This is a genomic window from Variovorax sp. 01N429 (assembly GCF_056399425.1).
On sequence record NZ_JBFTRG010000027.1, the window covers coordinates 25,386 to 45,313 of the forward strand.

The window sequence follows — 19,928 nt, forward strand, 5'->3', positions numbered from 1 at the left end:
TCATACCTCGCCTTCTCGCAACAGTTCTCGCAGCAGTTCACGCAGCTTGAACTTCTGGATCTTCCCGGACGGCGTGCAAGGCAGCGCGTCGCGCACGACCAGGCGTTCCGGGATGTACTGCATCGCCACCTTCTGCTCTTTCAGGAACTGCACGATCGAGGGCAGGTCGACGCTTTGCGCCGGCTTGGGCACGACCACCGCGCAGGCGCGCTCGCCAAGCCGCTCATCCGGGTACGCCACGATCGCCGCCATCGCGATCGCCGGGTGCCGATACAACAGCGACTCGATCTCGACCACCGGGATGTTCTCGCCACCGCGGATGATCACGTCCTTGCTGCGGCCGGTAATGCGGATGTAGCCCTGCGCGTCGATGCGCGCCAGGTCGCCGGTGTCGAACCAGTCGTCGGAGTCGGTGCCATTGAGATGCGAACGCCGCAGGTAGCCGCCAAAGTTCGAGCACGAGCGAACGAGCAGCCGTCCCGGCTGGTCGAACGGCAGCTTCTCGCCGAGCTCATCGACCACCTTGAGTTCCACGCCCGGCAGCGCCAGACCGTCGGTCATGGCCGCGCGCGAGTCGTCGTCGTCGAGCCGGATCAGCGTGACGGCGCCGTTTTCGCTCATGCCCCATGCCGACACGATCTTGGCGCCCAGGCCCTGCCGCGCCTGCTCCACCAGCGGCCCGGGAATCGGCGCCCCTGCGCACAGGAACGTGCGAAGGCTCGGCACCGCCTGGCCCGTCTCGGAGACGCTTCGGGCGAGGTCCGTGAGGAACGGCGTCGAGGCCATCGTGAAGGTGACGCCCTCGGCGCGAATCAGCTCGATCGCGCGCTTCGGGTCCCAGACGTCCTGCACCACGGCGCTTGCCTTGAGCATGATCGGCATCATGAGCCCATACATGAAGCCCGTCTGGTGCGCCATCGGCGAGGCCATCAGCACCACGTCGTCGGCGCCCAGCCGCAGGCGCTGTGCGTACGGAATGATATTGGCCATGGTCGTGTTGGCCGAATGCATGACGCCCTTGGGCTCGCCCGTGGTGCCCGACGTGTAGATCAGCTGCGTCACGTCGTCCGGACCGGGCCGGCTGCTTGTGAGGATTTGGTGCGCGTCGGGCTCGTTCTCCCAGGCCGGTCCGCTGAGCAGTGCGTCGAAGCTGTTGGACCCCATGCCGCCGACCACCACGATCTGCTCGAGATGGGGCAAGGCAGATTGCAGCTCGGTCAACATTCGCTCGAAGTCGAAGCCGCGAAAGGTCTTCGGCACGATCACGACCTTGGCTTCGCCGTGCTTGAGCATGAACGACAGCTCACGCTCTCGGAAGATGTGCATCAGCGGGTTCATCACGGCGCCGATGCGCGAGCAGGCCAGATAGACCAGCGTGAACTGCCACCAGTTGGGCAACTGGCAAGCCACCACGTCGTTGCGGCGCACGCCCAGGCGCGACAGCCCCACCGCGATGCGATCGGCCATGCGCGCCAGTTCGCGGTAGGTGAAGCGGGTCGTGACGCCCTCCTCCACTTGCACGGCTGTCAGCGCCAGCTTGTCGGGACATTCAGCGACACACGCGTCCAGGTCGTCATTGATGGTGCGGTCATGCCAGAGGCCCTGGGCGACCATGCGAGCGCGGCGCGGCGGCAGCAATACGGCATCGAATTCCATGTCTTGTCTCCTGCTTTTTTGTCTGTCGATGAGGGTGTCAGGCCGGCACGGCGTCGCGGCCCGCGCGGGTGCGCGCCACAATCGTCTTCATGATCTGCGCGGTGCCGTCGCCGATCTGGAAGCCAAGCACGTCACGCAGGCGCTGCTCCATCACGCCCCGGTCGTAGCCGCCGTGGCCGAACATCAGCAGGCACTGGTGAATCGCGTCATAAGCCAACTTGGGCGCCCACCACTTGCACATCGCCGCTTCGGCAGTGTGCGGCGCGCCCTTGTCCTTGAGCCACAGGGTCTGCAGGCAAAGCAGCCGCGCGGCGGTGACCTGCGTGTCGAAGTCCGCCAGCGGATGCGACACGCCCTGAAACGCCGACAGCGGCTTGCCGAAGGCTTCGCGCTGCGCGACGTAGTCCCAGGTTTCCTCCAGCGCCACGCGCGCCACGGCAAGGACCTGCAGGCCGATGAGCGCACGCGAGAAATCGAAGCCCTGCATCACCTGCACAAAGCCCTTGTTCTCTTCGCCCAGCCGATGGCTGACCGGCACCCGCACGTTCTCGAAGAACAGGGAGCCACGCCCGATCGCGCGCTGCCCATGGCAATCGAAGCGATTGCGCGTGACGCCGGGCAGATCCATCGGCACCAGCAGCGCGGTCACGCCGTGCGCTGCCGAATCGATCGACCCGGTGCGGCCGAACACCACTGCCGCATCGGCCTGGTCCGCCGCCGAGATGGAGGTCTTCTCGCCGTTGATCACGTAGTTGTCGCCAACGCGTTCGATGCGCAGCCGCAGGTTGGCCGCATCCGAACCACCGCGCGGCTCGGTCAGCGCGATGGCGAACAACGCCTCGCCCCGCGTCAGCTTCTGAAGCCACGGCCGGACGACTTCGAGCTGCCCGTGTTGCGAGAGGATCTGCCCATTGAGCGAGGCCAGCAGGTTGATGTAGGACATGCTGAGATCGGCCCGCGCAATCTCCTCGTGGATCACGCCAGCGGCCAGGCAACCCATGCCCTGGCCGCCATGTGCCTCGGGCAATTCGGGCGCAATGAACCCCATCTCGCCCATCTCGCGCATCAACTGGCGCTCGAGTACGCGGGTCTTGTCGCGCTCCAGAAAGCCGGGGGCAATGCGCTCGGCCGCGAAACGGCGCGCGTGGTCGCCGAGCGCTGTGAGGTCTTCGTCCAGATAGGGGTTCATCGCCCGCCCCTATTTCGCGTACTTGCGAAAGTTGGGCTTGCGCTTTTCCTTCAGGGCGCTGACACCTTCGCGCGACTCTTCAGTGTCATAGAAGAGCTTGAGCGCGTACATGCCCATGCCGGCGATGCCACTCTGGTGTGCGGTGTCGGCGTTGAAGCTGCGTTTGGCAATAGCGATGGCCGTGGGACTGCGCTCACAGATTTCCTCGGCCCACTTCTGCACTTCGGCATCGAGCTGCTCGTGCGGCACCACCGCATTGGCCAGTCCCATGGCGACGGCCTCGGAGCCGCTATAGCGGCGGTTCAGATACCAGATCTCGCGCGCCTTCTTCTCGCCGACCACGCGCGCAAGAAAAGCCGTGCCGTAGCCCGGATCGACCGATCCCATCTTGGGCCCGACCTGGCCGAAGATGGCCTTCTCGGACGCAATCGTCAGGTCGCAGATCGTGCACAGCACGTTGCCGCCGCCGATCGCGAAGCCCTGCACGCGCGCAATCACCGGCTTGGGCACGTTGCGGATTGCGTCATGGAGCTCTTCCATCGGCAGACCGATGGTGCCGCGCCCGTCGTAGTTGCCGTCGTGCGCGGACTGGTCGCCGCCGGTGCAAAACGCACGGTCGCCGGCGCCGGCCAGAACGATCGCGCCGATGCTGCGGTCGTAGCCTGCGCGGTTCATGGCCCTGATGAGTTCGTCGCAGGTCTGGCCGCGAAACGAGTTCATCTTCTCGGGCCGGTTGATCGTGATCCAGGCCACGCCGTTGCGTACCTCGTAGAGGATGTCTTCGAATTCCATGGAGTGCTCCTAAGGTTGTGGAGGAGAAGTTGTGGAGAAAGCCGTCTCGGGATCAGCCGTTCATCGTCAGGCCGCCGGACACGCTCAGCACCTGTCCCGTGACAAAGCCGGCGTCGTCGCTGGCGAAGAAAAGAATCGCGCCGGGCAAGTCGTCCGGCTGGCCGATGCGGCCGAGCGGAATCGAGCGCGTGAACGCCTCCATCAGCTTCTCGGGATTGCCCGCGCCTTGCTTGTAGTCGGCGAACAAGGCCGTGTCAGTCGGCCCCGGACAAACGACATTGACCGTGATGCCATGGCGCGCATGTTCGCGCGCGATGGTTTTCGAGAAAGCGACCAGGCCGCCCTTGCATGCCGCATAGACCGCTTCGCCCGACGAGCCGACACGCGCCGCATCGGAGGCGATGTTGACGATGCGGCCGGCCTTGCGCGCCGCCATGCCGGGGAGTACGGCGTGGTGCATGTGCAGGGCGCCTGTCAGATTGATGGCGATGAGCTTGTCCCACTGCGCCGGCTCGGTCTTGGTGAAGGGCTTGAAAACGTCCCACCCGGCGTTGTTGACGAGCACGTCGATGGCGCCCAGACCCTGCTCCGTGGCCTGCACCGCCTGATCGACGCTTGCGCGATCGGTGATGTCGCAGCGGTAGGCCTGCGCCTGTCCACCGGATTCGCGAATGCCTGCAGCCACCTTCTCGGCAGCCTCCAAATTCATGTCGTACACCGCCACTTTTGCGCCTTCGCGAGCGAAGCGCCGGCAGGTCGCTCCGCCGATACCGCCGCCGCCACCGGTGACCACCACGGTCTTGCTTTCAAATCTCTGCATCGGGTTTCTCCGTGAAGTTTGCATATACGTCAAGATGTTGACATAGTATGCGACCGACCCGATCACGAATGCAAGACGTTTCGAAGAGAGATTTTTCTATGGTTAACCCTACTACCAAGCCTTCCGGACTTACTGAAGCCGAAGAGACGACCAGGATCGAACTGGCGAACCGCGTGTTCTTTCGCCTCTATCAATGTGCCAACATGTTGCACAAAACCGGTACCAAGGCGGTGGAGGCGGAGGGCCTGACCACACAGCAGTGGGCAGTGCTTGGAGCGCTGGCGAGGCCGGCCGTGCGCGAAGGCATGAGCATGGGCGACCTCGCGCGCTACCTGAAGGTGAGCCGGCAGAACCTTTCGGGGCTGCTCAGCCGCATGGAAAGGGACGGCCGGATCCAGACCGCAGCCGACGAGCGCGACCGTCGCTCGCGCCTCGTGTCGATGACGGACGCGGGGCTGCGCGTGTGGCAAGACGAAGCCTTGCCCAAAATCCACGGGTACTACGCGCAGGTGCTCGAAGGCTTTTCGGTGAACGACATCGCCCACACCTTGCATTACCTGCTGAAGATCCTGGACAACATGCAAGCCGTCGACGACCGCCAGGGCGGTGGCGACGAGGCGGTCCAGGACGCCTGATCGCCGCGCGAGTCAACGCCGGAGCGGGCAACCGCGTTGAATCCCTCTGCAACAGGCAAGGACGATAGATGGCAACGCTCGGGTGGTTCGCGGTGGCCGCGGTGGCAATCGCAGCCGGTGGAATGGTGGTTTTCCTGCGCCACAAGATCGGCAAGGAAATCGAAGGCGGCCACCTCCGGTCGACGAATCCGCTCGGGAAGGCACCCTAACCTCGACGTAACCTCGCCATAACCTCGAACAGTTCCGCTTCAACGCGCATGCCAAGAAAAAGGAGCCGCTTCAAGCTCGTCGCCTGGACATTCCTGGTGACCGTGGCGGTGGCGGTCCTGGCGCTGAACTTCACGGCCGGCGAGAAGAAGGTCGTCGAGAACGTCAAGCACGAGTACGGGCTGCGCGACCCCCAGTACCAGCGGGCCTTGGGCGTGATGCTCGGCCAGCCGATCACGAGCGGCAACCGCTTCGCCGCGCTCTACAACGGCGACAGCATTTTTCCGCCGATGCTGGCCGCCATCCGGAGCGCCAGGCAAAGCATCACCTTCGAGACCTACATCTACTGGTCCGGCGATATCGGCAAGCAGTTTGCCGATGCCCTGTCGGAACGCGCGCGCGCTGGCGTGCCGGTGCATGTGCTGCTCGACTGGGTGGGCAGCTCCAAGGTCGACAAAGACTTTCTCAAGGAGATGGAAGCCGCGGGCGTGCAGATCCGCAAGTTCCACAAGCCCTCCTGGTACGACCTCGCGCGCATGAACAACCGCACGCACCGCAAGATTCTCGTCGTCGATGGCAAAGTCGGATTCACAGGCGGGGTGGGCATTGCGCCGGCGTGGACCGGTAACGCGCAGGACGCCGAACACTGGCGCGACTCGCATTTCATGGCCGAAGGCCCCGTCGTCGCGCAGATGCAAGCGGTCTTCATGGAGAACTGGATCAAGGTTTCAGGCGACGTGCTGCATGACGCGCGCTACTTTCCGCCGATCGACAGCGCGGGCGACGGCCGGGCGCAAATGTTCAGCAGTTCGCCTTCAGGCGGCAGTGAGAGCGTGTACCTGATGTACCTGATGTCGATCGCGGCTGCGGAGCGGACCATCGACCTGTCGAGCGCCTACTTCGTTCCCGATGACCTCACCGTCGCGGCATTGGTCGCCGCCATGAAGCGCGGCGTGCGGCTGCGCATCATCACGCCCGGACCGATCATCGACTCGCAGACCGTGCGGGGCGCCTCGCGGGCGGCCTGGGGGCCGCTGCTGGCCGCCGGCGCTCAGATCAGCGAATACCAGCCGACCATGTTTCACTGCAAGGTCTTCACCGTCGACGGACTGCTGGTCTCCGTCGGCTCGACCAACTTCGACAACCGCTCGTTTCGGCTGAACGACGAAGCCAATCTCAACATCTACGACGAGGACTTCGCCGCGGCGCAAGAAAAGCAGTTCGAAGCGGATTTGCGCCAGTCGAAGCAACTGACGCTGCAGGAATGGCAGAACCGGCCATTGATCGAAAAGGCCATGGAACACCTCGCCGCGCTGCTTTCGACGCAACTTTGATTGCTTTTATCGCGGCGTGAAGCCGTCGTCGCTCCAGTCTTCGCTGCCCACGCCGTGGTGTACGAAGAACAGGCCTTCAGGGTCGTACCGAGACTTCGCCGCGCGCAGCCGCGTGTAGTTCGATCCCCAGAAAGCCTGCTGCCAGTCGGCTTGAAAGTAATTGCTTTCCGAGACATAGGCGCCGGGGTTCGGCACCAGCTTGCGAAGCTCGCCCATTGCGCGCGCAATTGCCTGCGCTCGCTGGTGCGCCTGTGATGCGTTGGGCTCGTGGCCCGCGATGCCCGGATACGCGGGTTGCTCGTCCGCTCCGAGGATCACCAGCGCAAAGGCATCCAGCGCGGCCGGGTTCATGGCGGTGTCGCGCGCGGCGGCGATCGCCTCGGGAGGCGCCCCCGCCAACCCTTTGTTGAAGTGCAGCGACAAGGGCCAGTGCCGGCTCGCTGCGAAGAGTGCATCGGCCAAGGCTTCGCGCTGGTTGTCTTGCAACATTGCTGCGGGAAGCCAGCCGGACTCATAGCCGTGCAGCACCTGCCCCGCCTGCCTTTGATCGCCCGGCCAGAACACGTTGGTCTTCGGCGCGCCCGGCCGGTCATCGCTTGCCACGAAGCCGAGCGTGCGCTTGATGAGCGTTGGCGACCAGAACTCCTGCGCCGAAACCGACACGACGGAGAACATTCCGGCGTCGACGCTGAAATCATCTGAGGCCGCCCCCAGCGCATCGAGAAAGGGCTGCCATACGATCCGCGCCTGCCTTCGCGTCAGGCCCTGGAACACCATCGACACCCCCACGGTGTTGTCGGTGCGAAAGCGGATCTGCTCGCCCCAGTGGGGGTTCATCAACGACTCGCCATAAAACGCCAGGACCTTGCCGATCAGCGATCGGAACGCGGTCGGCGAATGTGCCTTGATCGTCAGGTTCACCGCGCCGAAGTTTTCTGGCAACTCGTGCACGCGCAGCGTGAGCCTGGTGACGACCCCAAAACTGCCACCGCCTCCACCTTTGAGGCTCCAGAAGAGCTCCGGATTGGTACACGCATTGGCGATGCGCACCTGGCCATCGGCGGTGACCACCTCGGCCTGGAGCAGACTGGCCGACGCAAGACCGTAGCGCTTCGAAAAACTGCCGAAGCCACCGCTCTGGATCAATCCCGCCACGCCGACCGTCATGCAGCCGCCGCCCTGCACATAGCCGCCTGCCTGCGTCGTCACCGCGTCATACACCTGCGACCACATGGCACCGGCTTCGACCGTGACGGCACGCTCCGGCGCGGAAGACGCCGCGCAGCCATCGGCAATGAAAGCGTCGTGCAGCGTGACCGCATTCATGTACCGGGTCCAGACCAGCAGCGAATCGGGCGCATTCGACGTGCCCTGATAGCTGTGGCCGCCGCCCTTCACGACCAAGCGCAACCGGTGCTCACGCGCAAAGTCGACGGCTGCCGCGACGTCGCTCGTTTCGCGCGCCGCGACTGCGTAGACGCTCGGCGAGGATGTCCAGGCGTCGACCCAGCCCAGCGTCTGCGTCAGTGCGACGTCGTCGCCGATGAAATACGGGTTCTTCATCGACTTGAACAGCTGCGCGCATTCGGCGCTGGCCGGTGTGGCGCGACAGGCGACAAGCGGCGACCGCACCTCGATCAGCCGCCCTCCGACCTGCTCTTTCAGTTGCTGCCATTGCATGCTCGACGGCCAGCCCGGCTCGCCCGGCCGGACCCGGGCGCGAGCCGACGGCTGAGCGGCCCATCCGATTTTTGGCAGCAGCGGTGCGAATGGCAGCACTGCAGCAGCCTGCCAAAGGTTTCTTCGGGTTTTCGAGTGGAGCGTCATTCCGTCATTCTGGCTGCGTGTCGAGCCGGCGGGAATCCGATGCGACAAATCGCTTGGACGCGGCGCGAGATGCATGAGCACGGAGCCAATGGCGGCCGGCGTCAGGACGCCCGGTCGTCTCTCAACACCGCTTCTCCAGTGCGAGGATTCGTCAACGTGACGTTCTCGAGCGCCTTGATCCGCCATTCATCAGACTGCCGCGTCAGCACGGCGAGGATCAGCGTGTCGACCGCGTGAGGGCCGGCCGGATGAGCCGCACCCGCACTGAGACGGCTCCAGAAGTGCATGACCACTGCATCGTCACTGATGGCGATGAGATCGATCAACTCGTTATCGAGCGTGGAGTCGCTATAGATGGTCGCGTGAATGGGCGCGTGCATCTTGACGATTTCTTCGACGCCGCGAACGTAGTGGCCGAATCGGTTCACGAATGTCGCGTCATCGTGAAACAGAGTCTTGAAGGAGTCGAGGTCGTGGTTGTTCCACGCGGTTTGAAACGCCAGGGGCATGTCTTCAGGGTGTTTCATTTGCGGGACCGATGTGGTTTCAGAGAAGGGACTACAGGGTGGCTTCATGTTGATCAGCCCGAGGCGCCGAGCTCTTTTTGCATCGGCTGAGCCTCCATGCCGAACGCCTGGATCGAGGGGCCTTCGAGGACGAATCCATTGCGAAGATAGAACGCCCGTGCCGTGAGTGTGCTTTCCAGACGCAAGGCCCGGACGCCCGAGCTAGTGGCGTGTTCTTCGATTGCAGCAACGAGCGCCTTGCCTGCTCCGGTGAAGCGCACCGATGGCGCCACGTAGCAAAGCATCACCTCACCCGTCCCGGAAGCCGCCGCGAAGCCGACCGTCGTCTCGTCGATGCTTGCGACGATCGAGAACATGTCTGGAGCGAGGATGAGCTTTCGAAGGGTCTCGGGCGTCTTGTTGCTCAGCCAACGTTCGAGAAGTTTGGCTTCGCCACGGTGATCGTCCTCGCAACATTCGATGATGGAAGTTCGGATGACGCTGCAAGCGTCGGCGGCATCTTCAGCGATCGCGCGTCGGACTGTGAATTTCATTGGCTTCTCAATGTCGGCTCCATGCGAGGGCCCTGGTCAACGAACTCGCAAATCAATTGTGCCAATGGCTCAGCCAGTGGCAGGTCCGGAATGTTGTACGTGCGGAGATTCTGAGGCCGGTCCATCGACGAGAGCTTGAGAATGTGATTCATGCCTTCGATCAAGACCAGCCTGGAACGCGGATTCGCTGCCGCCAATCGGCGCGCATCCTCGACACCAATCTGGAGGTCCGTCGTCCCCTGAATGATGAGCGTGCGAAGGTCGAGCTTGGATAGCTCTTCAGCGGGATTCAAGGGCAGCCACGACATCAGATAGTTCTGCACACTCGGCCGATAGAGCCCATGCAGTTCTGAAGGCACTTTGGGCACGCGCTCGCCGCGCGTCAAGCTGGACGAGATCCGGAGTGACTCTTCCTGCAAGCTCGGCGCAACGGCGGCGTCGGCGAGTTGTCGCTCGATAACCTGCGCCACTTGCTCGCTTGCGCCCGCGATCAAGACCAGGCTCGATACGTCACCGTGTTGAGCTGCAAGTGTGGCGACAAGGGCACCTTCGCTGTGTCCTAAAAGCCGACGCTTGCAAAGCGCGCCTGCCCTTTCAGAAATCTTGCCCAGGCAACCGCATCCTCAACGAACGTCTGGAATCGCAGTTCATCTTCGCGCAGATCTATCGATCGGCTACCGCCAACGCCTCTCTTGTCGATCCGCAGGGATGCGATGCCCTTCGCAGCAAGAGCGTCACCCAGGAGTTGAAGGCTGTTGTTCTGCGCACCAGGAAATTTCCCGTCGCGATCAACTGCACCAGAGCCAGGAAGGATGAGGATTGCAGGCACCGACGTCCGGCCTTCCGGCATAGTCAAGACGCCTTGCAAATGCTGAATGCTGACCTCACGCTTCTTCATGGATGGATTGAGGCAGATCGAGACTGAGGAGAGGTGTTGTTTTGCAAGCAGATGGCTGCATGCATCGCATGCTCCACCAACTCCCTCGACGCGAAGTCATTGAGCTTCACGACTTTAACGCCATCGAAGTTGTCGCGTTCGCTCGTGATGCCCACAAACGGGACGCCGGCTCCTCGGGCTGCGTCCAGGTCACCCATTGAGTCGCCGAAGAACACGATCTCCTCGCCGGGATGCTGCGCCGAGATCTCCGCCAGAGCCACAGCTTTTGGGGTGCGACTTCCGTAGACCCCGGAAAAGCAGTGCAGGAGGCCCATTCGCACGAGTTGGTCGCGGACCTCTTCTTCCGGGGCAGTCGAACTGACATAAAAAGCGTGCTCGCCACGGGCGACAAACTCCCTGACACCATCGACAAGCGGAGCGACGGCAAGCGAAGACTGAAGAGACTGCGAATAGTGCGCCAGATATTCAGCAACACGCTGCTGAGTGGCTTCAACGCCGAGGATGGTCTCCAGTATCACGACCAGCTTGTCTCGCCTGGCGACGCCGCCATGGGCAAGGATGTAGGCGTCGATGGCCGCACGCTTCTCTGGATGATCCTCGAACAGGGCCGACATCGCCCTGTACTTGATGAGGTTCGACCTGACGATCACGCCATCGAGGTCGAGGACAACCACTGGCTCTTCAATCATTTCTTGGAGGTCCTTGCACAGGCGAGATTCTTCAAGACTCTCGCCATTGTCGAATGTGAACTTCATTTGCATTTCTGACACTGCTATCCAAATGTGTTACCCGAGACTTCTTTAGTTCGCATTCTGATCCAGACGTGTTTGGCGCTCTGTCTCGGGGCTCGTGGCGTTGCAACGACGACCTGTCCTCAACGAGAAGATTCGGTGAAATTTTTCTCAAACTCCTAGACGTATTGAGCCGGCATCTCAGCTTCTGTTCATAGACTAATCCCCAAGAAGCGCTCAAGAAGGCTTCAGTGACGGGACACCCCGCACGTATCGCGTCCTCCCCGGACGCTTCAGCAAGAAAAATGATTCAACTCCTCCGCCGTAGTGCGCGGGCCATCGGGCCTGTGCGACGTGTTTCCACACTCTCCGTTTTCAAGCTTTCGCCCCTCCTGCTGAGCGGCGCTGTCGCGTCGTTCGCGGCGCACGCGCAGACTGCCTCCACACCGAGGCCGCTCATGGATGAACAGCGCCAGCAAGAGCGCGAACGGGCGCTGCGCGAGGAACAGCGCCAGCAAGAGCGCGAACGCGCATTGCGCGAGCAGCAAGAGCGCACCGTCGACGACCGACAGAAGCCCGCAGTCATCGAAGCGCAAACCCTGCCCGTTCGCGAGGTGCCGTGTTTCGATATTCACCGGCTCGTCTTGTCGGGAGAACTCGCGGATGCCTTTCAGTGGGCGCTGGATGCGGCGTCGAAATCAGGGGATGCGCCCGATGACTGGCGCGATCGCTGCCTCGGCACGGAGGGAGTGAATGTCATCCTCGCGCGCGTGCAGCAGGCCATCATCGCCCGCGGGTTCGTCACGACGCGCGTGTTGGTCGGCCCGCAGGATCTCTCCGCCGGCACGTTGACCCTGACGCTGGTGCCCAGCCGGATCGCAGCGATCCGGTTCAAGCAACCCGAACACGGCCCGGGCGAGGCCACAAACGAGACCGCAATCGAGGCCGCAATCACGAGCCTGCGCGGCGCCATTCCCGCACGCATTGGTGATCTGGTCAATCTGCGCGACATCGAGCAGGGCCTGGAAAACCTTAAGCGCCTTCCAACGGCAGACGCCGACATCCAGATCGAGGCGTCGCGCGCCAGCGACGCTCGGCCCGGCGACAGCGATCTGGTGATTGCGTACACACGCAAACCTTCGGCGCTGGGTCCGTTGCGGGCGACCCTGAGTCTCGACGACGGCGGAACGGACGCTACCGGAAAAATCCAGGGTGGCGCCACCGTCGCCTGGGACAACCCGCTTGGACTGAATGATCTTTTCTATGTCAGCCTCAGTCACGATGTCTTCAATCATGAAGGCCAGGGCACGGGCGGCCAGACCGTGCACTACTCCGTTCCCTACGGCTATTGGCTGCTGAGCGCGACAGCATCGCAGAACGACTACCGCCAGTCCGTCGCGGGTCTGACCGAAAACTATGTCTATAGCGGCGAGTCGAGCAACGCGGAGGTGAAGCTCGCAAGACTCATCTACCGGGACGCCTCGCGCAAGACGACCACGGCGCTCCGGGCATGGCGGCGGGCTTCGCACAACTTCGTCGATGACACCGAGGTCGATGTTCAACGTCGCACTGTCGGCGGCTGGGAGGCCAGCATCAATCACCGTGAGTTCATCGGTGAAGCCACCTTGGATGCGACCCTTGCCTACCGGCGCGGCACGGGCGCTTTTGGATCGCAGCCGGCACCCGAAGAAGCTTTCGGCGAAGGCACCTCCCGCATGAAGCTCTTCACGGCCGAGGCGAATCTCGATGCGCCCTTCAAGCTCGGGGGCGAACAGTTTCGCTACAGCGCGTTGTGGCGCGCACAACTGAACCGCACGCCCCTCACACCGCAGGACCAATTCGCGATCGGCGGCCGCTACACGGTGCGGGGCTTCGACGGCGAAAACAGCCTGCTCGGCCAACGCGGCTGGTTCATCCGCAACGACCTCGGCCTGGCGCTCGGCCAGAGCGGTGCCGAACTGTATGCAGGCGTGGACTACGGCCACGTTGGTGGGCTTTCCGTCGCGTTTCAGCCCGGCTCCGAGCTCGCGGGCGGCGTTGTCGGCGTTCGCGGCGCATTCCGCGGCCTGAACTACGACTTCTTTGTCGGCACGCCCATCAGCAAACCCGAGGGCTTTCGCACCGCGAACGTCACTGCCGGCTTCGGCCTGAACTACAACTTCTAACGCAACAACAAGATGAACAAGCTGCGACACAGGGTGATTTTTAGCGCCGCACGAGGAATGCGGATCGCGGTGCAGGAGAACGCGCGAAGCGCCGGCAAGGCACCGGGCACGACCTCCGGGGCTGTCGGAATACCGGTGCTGGCTGCCTTTGCATTTGCCTTTGCACCCGCGCAGGCCCAGATCGCGGGCGACCCAAACGCACCGGGCAATCAGCGGCCCACCGTGCTCGCCGCACCCAATGGCGTGCCTGTCATCAACATCGTGACGCCTTCCGCGGCGGGCGTGTCTCGCAACGTCTATCGGCAGTTCGATGTCAACGCACCGGGTGCCATCTTCAACAACTCCCGCACTCCCGTGCAATCGCAGCTGGGCGGCTTCCTTGCCGCGAATCCGTGGCTTGCGAACGGGTCCGCGCGGATCATCCTCAACGAGGTGAACAGCTCGTCGCCGAGCTACCTGCGTGGTCCGCTGGAGGTCGCCGGCTCAAGGGCCGAGATCGTCATCGCGAACCCCTCGGGCATTCAGGTGGACGGGGCAACCTTCATCAACGCCAATCGCGTGACCCTGACCACGGGCGCGCCACAGCTCAACGCCTACGGCGGCATCGAAAGCTATCGCGTCACTGGAGGGACCATCGGCGTGAGCGGCGCCGGCCTTAATGCCAGCGGGACGGAGTTTGCGGCGCTCTATGCGCGCATGGTCTCGATCAACGCCGGGGTCTGGGGCGGCGGCGAGCTGCGCGTGGTGACGGGCGCGAACCAGGTGGGCGCCGACAGCGCACCGGGCGCTGCTGCCAACGTCGCTCCGATCGCGGGCACAGGGCCGACGCCACCGCTCGCCTTCGACTCGGGAACGCTGGGTGGAATGTATGCCCAGAAGATCTGGATCATGGGCACCGAGGCAGGCGTCGGAGCGCGCAACGCCGGGACCATCCAGACCGGCGCCGGCAATGCCGCCCTCATGGGCATCGGCGAACTGACCGTGACGGCCTCTGGACACATCGAGAACATCGGCACGATCCAGGCGGCGGGCGACGCGATCATTGCGGCGTCAAGCTTTGCCAACAGCGGCACGGTGCTGAGCGTCGGTGCCACGAAGATCAGCTCGAACGGCGAGCTCACCAATTCGGGGACGCTGGAAGGTCAGCGCATCGAGCTTGCGAGCGCGGCCGGCGACGTCGTGAACTCCGGGACGCTCCGGCAGAACGGCGCGGCGGGCCTTACGCTCGCCGCGCCCATCTTGAACAACACGGCCGGCGCGGTCATCGGTGCCGAGCCAGCCCCCGCAGCGCCATCTCCCAACGAGCCAAGCAGCGGCAATGAAAACACCGGCGGCGATCCGGCAGATGCGGGCGGCGCGGGCGGCCCTGGAACTCCCGGCAACGCAGGACAGGGCGCGCCGAACACGCCGCCCTCCCCCGGCTCTTCGCCGCCAGCGCCGGGCAGCATCACGGCCGCGAACGGAAAGATCAGGAATGAAGGCGGCCGCATCTACGCCGGAGGCCCGATCACGCTGCAAACCCCGCAGGTGAACAACTCGGGCGGCCAACTGGACATTGGCACGCTGACCGTCAGCGGCCCCGCGTTCAGCAACGCAGGAGGCGTGCTCAACGTCGCAAACAACTTCACTGCCGATGTCGGGACCTTCGACAACGGCGCCGGAGGCAAGCTGCACGCCGGCAGCGTGACGATCACCACCAGCGGCGACCTGAACAATCAGGACGGCTCCATCGAAAGCAACGGGGACGTGGTGCTCGAAGTCGGCGGCGCCACGAACAACATGCGCGGCGCGATCTCCGCCGCCGGCGCGCTGAATGCACGCGTTGCAGGCGACGTCCAGAACTCGGCGGGCTCGCTGGTTGCCAATCAGGCCCTCACGCTCTCGGGCAATTCCTTGGACAACACACAGGGGACGATTTCTTCGGCCACGGCCGGCGTCTCTGTCAACGTCTCGAACGCACTGACGAACTCCGGCCAGATCGGCGCCGCGACCGACCTCTCGATCCGTGCCGGCAGCGTGAGCAACAGCGGCACCTTGCGCGGCACGAACGACACCGCCATCAGGGTCGCGGGCCAGCTTTCAACCGACGGCAGCATCACGGCGGGACGGAATACGACCATCGACGCCGCGAGCTTGCGAGGCGGAACCGGCAGCGTCCTTGGCGCAGGAATCAACGCCGACGGCAGCCTCGCCGCGACTGGCGATCTGCATGTGACGACCACCGGCGCGCTCGTGGCCCAGGGCCAGAACCTTGCAGCCAGCGTCACGCTGCAAGGCGCGAGCGTCGATCTGTCCGACAGCACGACAAGCGCTGCGAACATCGCAATCAGTGCCACGCAAGGCGAAGTCGCCACGAGCCGCGCCACCGTGGTCACGCCCGGCACGCTGACTGTGACGGCAAACAATCTCGCCGCGCAGGCACTCGTGAACGACGGCGGCCAGATCAACGCGGGGCAACTCGACCTGCGTGTCTCGAACATCGCCAATACCAATGGCGGGGAGCTCGTGCAGACAGGCGCGGCTTCCAGCACCATCGCGGTGGCCGGTAGCCTGGACAACTCGAACGGTCTCATTGCCAGCAACGGCCAGGACCTCACCCTGTCGGCCGGCCGCATCATCAACACGGCGGGCGAGATCCACCATGCCGGGGTGGGCGCCCTGTCGATCAACGGCGGCTTCTTCGACGGTGCAGGCGGCAGCGTCTTGAGCAATGGCGCGCTCGCCATCAACGTCGCTGGCGCCTTCAAACAGGACGGCGGCACGACCAGCGCCCAGCAGCTCGCGATTGATGCGGGCAGCTTCAGCAACAAGGGCGGCACCGTCACCCAGACGGGTGAAGGCGCGACGCGCATTTCAGTCGCGGGCGAACTGGACAACTCCGCCGGAAGCATCAGTACCAACGGCGCGGACTTCATGCTCGGCGCGGACGCGGTGGTCAACACCCAGGGCCGGCTGGAGCATGCCGGGGCCGGAACTCTGGCGCTGAAGGCTCGCACCTTCAGCGGCGCTGGCGGCGCCCTCCTCTCCAACGGTCGCGTGGACATCAAGGCCGGGCAATTCGAGCAGCACGGCGGCAGCATGGCCGCGCAGCAGATCTCCATCGCCGCCACGGACCTGAGCAACCAGGATGGCTCCATCGTCCAGAGCGGCGCCGAGGCCACTGACATCGCCGTCACTGGCACTTTCGACAACAGCGCAGGCCGCCTCGCCACCAACGGAGGCGATCTGCGGCTGAACCTGCAGGGCGCCACGCTCGTGAACTCGGGCGGTGCCATCGAACACGCCGGCGCCGGAACCCTGCTGCTGAACGCCGCGACCTATCGCGCGAACGACGGGCAGATCACCAGCAATGGCGTGCTCAGTGCGCGCGTCGGCAACTTTGCTCAAGCGGGCGGCGCCACCGTCGCTCAGCAGGTGAGCATCGATGCGGCGGCGTTGAGCAACACGCTCGGTGCGCAGATCGTCCAGAGCGGCGCCGGCACCACACGCATCGCCGTTTCGGGGCCACTCACCAACGATGGAGGGCTCATCGCGAGCAACGGCTCGGATGTGGCCATCGAGGCAGGAACGCTCTCCAATGCGGCCGGCCAGATCCTGCACGCGGGCGCCGGCACGCTGGCGCTGACCGCAGGCAGCCTGCAGGGTCCAGGAGGAGAGATCACGAGCAATGGCGCGCTGGTCGCCCAGGTCATGGGCGACTTCAACCAGGACGGCGGCGCTGCCACCGCGAAGCAGATCACCATCGATGCGGGGTCGCTCGGCAATCGCGGAGGCACCATCGTGCAGACCGGGACCGACGCGATGCGCATCACAGTCGGGGGCGCGCTCGACAACAGCAACGGTGGAAGCATCGCGAGCAATGGCGCTACGACCCTCTCTGCGCTCAGCCTGGACAACCGAGCCGGATCGATCCGCACCGCCGGGACCGCCGATCTGGACGTCAGCACAGCGGGCGTCGCCGACAACAGCGCGGCAGGCTTGATCACTTCGGGCGGCGGCGCGACGATCCACGCGGGCAGCCTCGTCAACGACTCGGGACGCATCACCGCCGTGGGCGATCTCGCAGCCGCCGTCACGGGCACGGCCACGAACGTCGGCGGCATGCTGGCGGCGAATGGCGATACAACGGTCACGGCCGCGAGCCTCGACAACACGCAGGGCACGGTCGCAGCCGTTTTGGGTGACCTCGACGTCACGACCAGCGGCAGCACGCGCAACACCTCCGGCACCCTGCAGGCCGGAGGAAGCGTCGCGCTCGCCAACGCCGGGTTGGACAACACGCTCGGCAAGGTCTTCGCAAACGCGCTCTCGATCGATACGAACGGGGTCGCGCTGACGAACGCACAAGGCACGATCGCGGCCGCGACCACGGTGGCGATCCATTCCGGCGCACTCGCGAATGACGCCGGGTTGATCCAGTCCGGCGGCGCGATGACGATCGACACGAACGGGCAGGCGCTCAGCAACACAAACGCGGCTGCGCATGTCAGCGGCCAAGGCGGCATCGCGAGCGCCGCCACCCTGACGATCGAAACTGGCGCATTGACCAACACGGGCGGCTTCATCGGCTCGAAGAACGCGCTCACCGCGAACACCGGGTCATTCACGAACAATGGCGGCGGCGTCGTCCTCGGGCAATCGAGCGTCAACATCGACACTCACGGCACAACCTACGACAACGCTGGCGGACAGACGCAGGCGGTCGGCGACCTCACAATCAGCGCGGCCCACGTCGCCAACTCTGGCGGCCTCATCCGCTCGGCGGGGACCACGGCGCTCAACGCCGCATCGATCAGCAACGCGAACACGCTGGGTGCTGACCAGGGCATCGAGGGCGGCAACGTCGTGATCAATGTCGCGAACCTGGACAACACCTCGGGTGCGATCCGCAGCGACTCCACGATCGGCAACACGACCGTCACGAGCGGCGGCAGCGTCAACAACAGCAACGGGCTGATCTCGGCCGGCAACATGCTCGCCATTGCCGATCCGAACGCAGCGACACCGGGCGCAAAGACCCTTTCCATCACGAATACCGGCGGCACGCTGACGGCGAACAACGACCTCCGGCTGGACGCCGCGACCTTCAGCGCTGACGGCATCGTCGCCTCAGGGTGGGATCTCAGCATCGCTCTCACGCAAGACCTCGTGAACAACGGCGAGGTCAGCGCCAAGGGCGACCTCACGTACAAGACGACTGGCAATCTGACCAACAACGGCAAGCTGCTCGCGGGCGGCACCCTGAACGCTGGCGGCGCTGTCGTGGAGAACACTGCCAATGCCGAGATGAGCGGGACCGACACCTTCATCCAGGCTGCGACGCTCAACAACCGAGGGCTCATCGACAGCCAGGGCCAGACGCGCATCGATGCCGGCACCGTGAACAACATCGGCACGGGGCGCATCTATGGCGATGCGGTGGCAATCGGCGCAGGCACGCTGAACAACGTCTCGGAGACGCTCAACGGCACGACGTCGGCGGCCACCATCGCAGGCCGTTCGACGCTGGACATCGGCGCCGACAGCATCAACAACCGCGACGGCGCTTTGCTTTTCAGCGCTGGCGATATGTTCATCGGCGCCCATCTGGACGCCAACGGCTACGCCACCGGCAAGGGCAGCGTGCTCAACAACGAAAGCGCCTCGATCGAATCGCTCGGCGACATGTCGATTGCGATGACGAACGTCAACAACATCGACACGCACCTGAAGGTGGTGCAGCAGACCAGCACGGCGCAGGACCACTACCTCGTCACCACGGCGGACCAGAAGCGCTGGAGCCTGGCCGACACCCGAGGCGATCCGCTCACCGGCTTCGTGTGGCACCGCAATCCCGATGGCACGGAGAGCCTGGTCGGTGTCGGCTACGGCGACTGGACCGCCACCGTCACGACCACGAGCGACGTCGCCACCAATGTGGCCCCGGCGCGGCTTGTCGCAGGCGGCGACATGAACATCGACGGCCACCTGCTCAATCGCGACAGCAAGGTGATTGCCGGCGGCGCGCTCAACGCATCCGGCGCGACAAACGAAGCCACCAAGGGCACGTCGACCACGAGCCTGAGCAACATCACTGTCATAGGGTGCGACGGCAGCGGCGCTTGTGCGCCCTTCCCGGTGGCGCCGTTCTCCAACCCGCCCCAGACGATCGACGTCGGTGCCTACGAGTACACGCACGATTCGAACGCCACCTTGGGCTACAACGCGGGCTCGGCGCCCGGCGTCAACGCGCCGGGAGGTTCCGCAGGCAGCACGGGCAGCGTCTCGGCCGGCGGCGCAAACGGCCCAGGCGCCGTGATCGAAGTGCCCTCCGCGGTCAACGGTTCGGCAGCAGCCAGCGGCAACGCCGCGGCCCCTGCGGCCGACCAAGCAGCCGGTGCGGCCGGCCCGGACCCAGTGGGAAGTGCCAGCGGCAGCACGGCAGGCGCGGCCGGCGCGGTGGACGCCGCGAGCCAGTCCGGCAGCTCGCGCAGCATCCCGATGGTCGTTCGCACCAGCACACCCGAGACCCGCTTGCCCACAGCGAGCCTGTTTCGCACCCAGCCGGGCGCGACCGCCCATTACCTGATCGAAACCGATCCGCGCTTTGCCGACTATCGCCAGTGGCTCAGCAG

The 19,928-nt window shown here is 64.6% G+C and carries 15 protein-coding genes; 5 read left to right on the forward strand and 10 right to left on the reverse strand.

Features of this window, described 5'->3' with window-relative positions; all coding sequences use genetic code 11:
• Genes aliA through badH form a run of 4 tightly spaced genes read right to left on the reverse strand, consistent with a single transcriptional unit; the run spans position 1 to position 4,457 of the window.
• A complete protein-coding gene (aliA, locus tag AC1DSF_RS28895; RefSeq protein ID WP_478183930.1) occupies positions 1-1,656 on the reverse strand; it encodes a cyclohexanecarboxylate-CoA ligase in 1,656 nt (551 codons plus the stop codon).
• A 37-nt stretch (positions 1,657-1,693) separates the two neighbouring features.
• The gene (gene aliB, locus AC1DSF_RS28900; protein WP_478127894.1) at positions 1,694-2,845 is read right to left on the reverse strand and encodes a cyclohexanecarboxyl-CoA dehydrogenase; all 1,152 of its coding nucleotides are present in this window, start codon (positions 2,843-2,845) and stop codon (positions 1,694-1,696) included.
• 9 nt (positions 2,846-2,854) lie between these two features.
• Positions 2,855-3,637 (reverse strand): 2-ketocyclohexanecarboxyl-CoA hydrolase, encoded by a 783-nt coding sequence (badI, locus tag AC1DSF_RS28905; protein WP_478146427.1) that lies wholly within the window; start codon positions 3,635-3,637, stop codon positions 2,855-2,857.
• A gap of 52 nt (positions 3,638-3,689) precedes the next feature.
• Positions 3,690-4,457, reverse strand: coding sequence for a 2-hydroxycyclohexanecarboxyl-CoA dehydrogenase (badH, locus tag AC1DSF_RS28910; RefSeq protein ID WP_478146428.1), 768 nt, complete (start codon positions 4,455-4,457; stop codon positions 3,690-3,692).
• Between the two features lie 98 nt (positions 4,458-4,555).
• On the opposite strand from badH, the gene AC1DSF_RS28915 reads away from it, so the two are divergent.
• From AC1DSF_RS28915 to AC1DSF_RS28925, 3 genes are all read left to right on the forward strand, one after another.
• Positions 4,556-5,092, forward strand: a complete 537-nt coding sequence (locus AC1DSF_RS28915) for a MarR family winged helix-turn-helix transcriptional regulator (protein ID WP_478127897.1) — start codon at positions 4,556-4,558, stop codon at positions 5,090-5,092.
• Positions 5,093-5,160: 68 nt separating this feature from the next.
• On the forward strand, positions 5,161-5,301 hold the full coding sequence (locus AC1DSF_RS28920) for a hypothetical protein (RefSeq protein ID WP_478183931.1): 141 nt from the start codon (positions 5,161-5,163) through the stop codon (positions 5,299-5,301).
• A gap of 48 nt (positions 5,302-5,349) precedes the next feature.
• A complete protein-coding gene (locus AC1DSF_RS28925; RefSeq protein WP_478183932.1) occupies positions 5,350-6,633 on the forward strand; it encodes a phospholipase D-like domain-containing protein in 1,284 nt (427 codons plus the stop codon).
• Between the two features lie 6 nt (positions 6,634-6,639).
• Here the strand turns inward: AC1DSF_RS28925 and AC1DSF_RS28930 are convergent, their stop codons facing one another.
• The 6 genes from AC1DSF_RS28930 to AC1DSF_RS28955 all read right to left on the reverse strand — a co-directional run bounded on the left by AC1DSF_RS28930 (position 6,640) and on the right by AC1DSF_RS28955 (position 11,173).
• Complete coding sequence (locus AC1DSF_RS28930) at positions 6,640-8,460, reverse strand: FAD-binding oxidoreductase (RefSeq protein WP_478183933.1); 1,821 nt, start codon at positions 8,458-8,460, stop codon at positions 6,640-6,642.
• 101 nt (positions 8,461-8,561) lie between these two features.
• On the reverse strand, positions 8,562-8,987 hold the full coding sequence (locus tag AC1DSF_RS28935; RefSeq protein ID WP_478183934.1) for an SgcJ/EcaC family oxidoreductase: 426 nt from the start codon (positions 8,985-8,987) through the stop codon (positions 8,562-8,564).
• 53 nt (positions 8,988-9,040) lie between these two features.
• Positions 9,041-9,520 carry a GNAT family N-acetyltransferase gene (locus AC1DSF_RS28940; protein WP_478183935.1) on the reverse strand — a complete coding sequence of 160 codons (480 nt, stop codon included), beginning with the start codon at positions 9,518-9,520 and terminating at the stop codon, positions 9,041-9,043.
• A complete protein-coding gene (locus AC1DSF_RS28945) occupies positions 9,517-10,131 on the reverse strand; it encodes an alpha/beta fold hydrolase (protein ID WP_478183941.1) in 615 nt (204 codons plus the stop codon). The genes AC1DSF_RS28940 and AC1DSF_RS28945 overlap by 4 nt, the downstream gene beginning before the upstream one ends.
• Positions 10,080-10,418 (reverse strand): alpha/beta hydrolase family protein, encoded by a 339-nt coding sequence (locus tag AC1DSF_RS28950; RefSeq protein ID WP_478183936.1) that lies wholly within the window; start codon positions 10,416-10,418, stop codon positions 10,080-10,082. The genes AC1DSF_RS28945 and AC1DSF_RS28950 overlap by 52 nt, the downstream gene beginning before the upstream one ends.
• A complete protein-coding gene (locus AC1DSF_RS28955) occupies positions 10,415-11,173 on the reverse strand; it encodes an HAD family hydrolase (protein WP_478183937.1) in 759 nt (252 codons plus the stop codon). The genes AC1DSF_RS28950 and AC1DSF_RS28955 overlap by 4 nt, the downstream gene beginning before the upstream one ends.
• Before the next feature lie 434 nt (positions 11,174-11,607).
• Between AC1DSF_RS28955 and AC1DSF_RS28960 the strand changes: the two genes are divergently transcribed.
• Both AC1DSF_RS28960 and AC1DSF_RS28965 read left to right on the forward strand, forming a co-directional pair.
• Positions 11,608-13,314 carry a ShlB/FhaC/HecB family hemolysin secretion/activation protein gene (locus tag AC1DSF_RS28960; RefSeq protein WP_478183938.1) on the forward strand — a complete coding sequence of 569 codons (1,707 nt, stop codon included), beginning with the start codon at positions 11,608-11,610 and terminating at the stop codon, positions 13,312-13,314.
• Positions 13,315-13,326: 12 nt separating this feature from the next.
• A partial coding sequence (locus AC1DSF_RS28965; protein WP_478183939.1) for a two-partner secretion domain-containing protein occupies positions 13,327-19,928 on the forward strand: 6,602 nt, incomplete at its 3' end.

Excerpts from the sequence above, each read along its gene's own strand:
- aliB (WP_478127894.1), bottom strand. The coding sequence starts at position 2,845 with ATGAACCCCTATCTGGACGAAGACCTCACAGCGCTCGGCGACCACGCG.
- AC1DSF_RS28930 (WP_478183933.1), bottom strand. The coding sequence starts at position 8,460 with ATGACGCTCCACTCGAAAACCCGAAGAAACCTTTGGCAGGCTGCTGCA.
- AC1DSF_RS28960 (WP_478183938.1), top strand. The coding sequence starts at position 11,608 with ATGGATGAACAGCGCCAGCAAGAGCGCGAACGGGCGCTGCGCGAGGAA.
- AC1DSF_RS28925 (WP_478183932.1), top strand. The coding sequence starts at position 5,350 with ATGCCAAGAAAAAGGAGCCGCTTCAAGCTCGTCGCCTGGACATTCCTG.
- AC1DSF_RS28920 (WP_478183931.1), top strand. The coding sequence starts at position 5,161 with ATGGCAACGCTCGGGTGGTTCGCGGTGGCCGCGGTGGCAATCGCAGCC.
- aliA (WP_478183930.1), bottom strand. The coding sequence starts at position 1,656 with ATGGAATTCGATGCCGTATTGCTGCCGCCGCGCCGCGCTCGCATGGTC.
- AC1DSF_RS28915 (WP_478127897.1), top strand. The coding sequence starts at position 4,556 with ATGGTTAACCCTACTACCAAGCCTTCCGGACTTACTGAAGCCGAAGAG.
- AC1DSF_RS28935 (WP_478183934.1), bottom strand. The coding sequence starts at position 8,987 with ATGAAACACCCTGAAGACATGCCCCTGGCGTTTCAAACCGCGTGGAAC.
- AC1DSF_RS28955 (WP_478183937.1), bottom strand. The coding sequence starts at position 11,173 with ATGAAGTTCACATTCGACAATGGCGAGAGTCTTGAAGAATCTCGCCTG.
- badI (WP_478146427.1), bottom strand. The coding sequence starts at position 3,637 with ATGGAATTCGAAGACATCCTCTACGAGGTACGCAACGGCGTGGCCTGG.
- badH (WP_478146428.1), bottom strand. The coding sequence starts at position 4,457 with ATGCAGAGATTTGAAAGCAAGACCGTGGTGGTCACCGGTGGCGGCGGC.
- AC1DSF_RS28950 (WP_478183936.1), bottom strand. The coding sequence starts at position 10,418 with ATGAAGAAGCGTGAGGTCAGCATTCAGCATTTGCAAGGCGTCTTGACT.
- AC1DSF_RS28940 (WP_478183935.1), bottom strand. The coding sequence starts at position 9,520 with ATGAAATTCACAGTCCGACGCGCGATCGCTGAAGATGCCGCCGACGCT.